2 protein-coding genes and 1 pseudogene are annotated in these 3,150 nt (G+C 73.7%); 1 reads left to right on the top strand and 2 read right to left on the bottom strand.

Translation table 11 applies throughout. The features are described from left to right. Nucleotides 1-564, bottom strand: a 564-nt coding sequence (udk, locus tag GXY15_03575) for a uridine kinase (GenBank protein ID NLV40293.1), incomplete at its 3' end; no start/stop codon positions are given. A gap of 644 nt (nt 565-1,208) precedes the next feature. Further along, nucleotides 1,209-1,568 (bottom strand): annotated as a pseudogene (locus tag GXY15_03570) (glycosyltransferase). A 103-nt stretch (nt 1,569-1,671) separates the two neighbouring features. Here GXY15_03570 and GXY15_03565 point away from each other — a divergent pair. Beyond that, nucleotides 1,672-2,586 carry a glycosyltransferase family 2 protein gene (locus GXY15_03565; protein ID NLV40292.1) on the top strand — a complete coding sequence of 305 codons (915 nt, stop codon included), beginning with the start codon at nt 1,672-1,674 and terminating at the stop codon, nt 2,584-2,586. Nucleotides 2,587-3,150: the final 564 nt, after the last annotated feature.

The following is a 3,150-nucleotide window of genomic DNA, read 5'->3' as shown; positions in this document are numbered from 1 at the left end:
GGGGTCCGCGCCGTTGAGGACGAGGTCCGCGTGGGCGCGGGTGGGGCGGCACCATCGGTCGGCCATGGGCTTGACGGTCTCCGCGTACTGTTCGCGGACGCTTTCCTCGGTGCGGCCGCGTTCGCGGGTGTCGCGGGCGATGCGGCGGCTGAGGGCGGTGTCGTCGTCGGCGTCCACGAAGACGGCGCCGTGGTACTGCGCGCGCAGGCCGGGATAGTGGAGGGCGAGCACGCCCTCGACGATAACGAGGGCGCCGTTGGCGCGGAGGGTGCGCGCGCCCGCGCGGGTGTGGGCGGTGAAGTCGTAGACGGGTTCGCTGATTTCGCCGCCCGCCGCCAGCGTGTGCAGGTGCGCCTCGAGCAGCTCATGCTCCAGCGCGCCGGGATGGTCGAAGTTCGTCCGCGCGCGGGCTTCGGGCGGCAGGTGCGCCAGGTCGCGGTAGTAGGCGTCGAGGGAGAGCACCAAGGGGTTCAGGTCCGCGAAGACACGGGCCGTCCCGCGCGCGAGGGTGCTCTTGCCGGAGCAGGACGGCCCCGCGATACCCAGCAGGAAGGGCGGCGTCACGGGGCGCGCCTTTCCCCGCGCAGGCGGGCGCGCAGACGGCCGAGGATCCCCCCGGGGGCGAAGAGGGCGCAGCAAGCGGCGCCCCTACGGCGGGGACAGGCGCGAAGGCGGTCGAGGATCCCCCCGGGGGCGAAGAGGGCGCAGCAAGCGGCGCCCCTACGGCGGGGACAGGCGCGCAGACGGCCGATGATTCCCTCGGGGAGCAGCTGCGCCAGGGACAGCGCGAGGGCTTCGGGCAGGCGCGCCCAGCGGGCGGGCGCGGGCAGCAGGCGCAGGGCCTCGCGCCGCACGCGCCACACGGCGCGGAAACGGCGCAGACCGCCGCCGTGGGGTTTGGCCGTGCGGCCTGCGCGGTAGCGGCAGAGGGGTTCGGGCAGATTGTCCAGCCGCGCGCCGCGCGCGGCGAGGCGCACCCAGAGCGCGTAGTCCTCGGCGAAGGAAATATCCTCCGGCCAGCCGCCCGCCGCGCGCGCGGCGTCGGCGCGCAGCATGACGGACGAGTGGACCAGCGGGTTCGCGCGGGGCAGTTCCCGCCGGAGCGTCTCCGGGCCTGTGGGCGTGCGGCGTTCGCCGGCCTCCGCGCCGTCCGGGCCCACCACAACGCACCACGTCCCCAGCACGTCCGGAGCGTCCGGCCCCGTCATGCGTTCCTGCTGCCGTTGCAGGCGCTCCGGCGCTGCGAGGTCGTCGGCGTCGAGCACCGCGATGAACCGCCCGCGCGCCACCGCCAGACCGAGATTGCGCGCCGCGCCGGGGCCGCCGCGCCGCGCGCCGTCCACGCGCCGGAACCGCGCGTCCTCCCGGAGGAAGTCCGCGGCCACGGCGTCGAGGGCGGGCGTGAGGGGGCCGTCGGCGCACAGCAGGCACTCCCACGCGGCAAAGGTCTGGGCGCGCACGCTGTCCAACGCTTCGCGCAGCCAGCCGGGATCATCGTCCGCGCACACGGCGACCAGCACCGACACCTCGGGCGGCGGGGTTGGGCTGCCGTGCTGCGGGTCCGTCATGCGCGCTCCTTGCCGGGGCCGCCCCGCCGGGGTTGAGGCGGGGGGGGGCCGTGGCCTATCATCGCCGCGGCCCCCGCGGCCGGAACACAGGATACCATTCCGCTTGCAGCCACAGGAAACAGACCGCGCCCCCGGCGCCGCGCCCCTTGTGAGCGTGGTGGTGGCCACGTGCGGCCGCGCGGAAATGCTGCGCGCGTGCCTCGAATCCCTGCTGGCGCAGGAGGGCCCCGCCTTCGAGGTGGTCTGCGTGGACGACGGCTCGCGCGACGCCACGCCGGCCGTGCTGGCGGACCTGGCCCGCGCGCACGGGGACCGGCTGCGCGCCGTGCGCACGGAGAACCGCGGCCCCGGCCCGGCGCGCAACGCCGCCGTCGCCGCCGCGCGCGGGGAATGGGTCGTCGTCGCCGACGACGACACGGAGGCCCCGCCGGGATGGCTGGCCGCGCTGTGGGCCGCGCGGGAGCAGACCGGGACCGACGCCGTGGCCTATGCCCTCGCCCCCCGGGGAAATGAGGGGCCGGCGGCGCGCTACCTGTGGTTCCGCCACCGCTTCACCGTGGGCGCGCGCCCCCGGCGCGACTACATCGGCCCCGCCTTCCTGCTGCTGCGGCGGGCGGACTGGCTGCGGGCCGGGGGCTTCCCGGAGGCCCGGCTGGGCGCGGCGGAGGACTACGCCTTCTGCCTGGCCCTGCGGCGCGCGGGGGTGTCCATCGCCTTCGAGCCCTCCATCACCGTGCGCCACCATTTCGAGGCCGACTGGGACACGGCGCGGCGCAAGGTGCGCGCGGCGGGGCGCGACGGCGGCGCGGTGTACCTGGCGGCGGGCCGGGGCCGTGCGGCGCTGCTCCTGCATGCGGCGGCGAAGCTGCTCACCGCGCCGGGCTGGTGCCTGTGGGCCTACCCCCCGGACCTCTACCCCGCCGCCCTGCGCATGGAGGCCCTCTTCTTCGCGGAGCGCGTTGGGGCATGCTTGCCTTGGAGCATGAGGGCTGGTTCTGCTTCCCAGGAGGGGAAGTAACGCTCGCACACACAAGAGCGGCCACGGTCCGTTTAAGATTGCGCCAACATGCTCTGGCACCCTCTTCGAACAAGGCGCACAACGTGCCGCTTCAATGGCTGCTCAGCATCGTGGCGCTTCCCAAGGGACAGCGCCTCAAGGGTCAGCGGCCAGACCAGTCCTATCCGGTAGGCGGGGGTGCCGGGGACAAACCCGTTGTCCCCCGGATCCGTGATTTTGCACTTGGTCACACGCTTCCTGTCCATGCCCTGATCATACCCCTCCGGTCTCCGGGGATCAAGGGTGCTCCGCCGCGGATCATCACCGGACACGAGACTGAGGGAATCGCGGCCATTACGACAAGAGGTTGCTTCGCTTCGCCCGCAAAGACGCGAAAATGCGGGTCATTGCGAGCCCCGGACCGCCGTGGGCGGGAATTCTGCCTATGAAGTGGGGGCGCGGGAGGGCCGGAAAAGTAGACGCGCCATCTTGGCGCGTTCTTGGGGTTTTCGTTGGCCCAAAGAACGCGCCAAGATGGCGCGTCTACTTTGCGGGCGTTCTCGCCGACTTACTTCATTAGCAGCG

The sequence above is a fragment of the Candidatus Hydrogenedentota bacterium genome, assembly GCA_012730045.1.
GTDB lineage: Bacteria > Hydrogenedentota > Hydrogenedentia > Hydrogenedentales > CAITNO01 > JAAYBR01.
The sequence above is the reverse complement of the archived record's forward strand: the minus strand, read 5'-3'. Positions and strand labels throughout refer to the sequence as shown.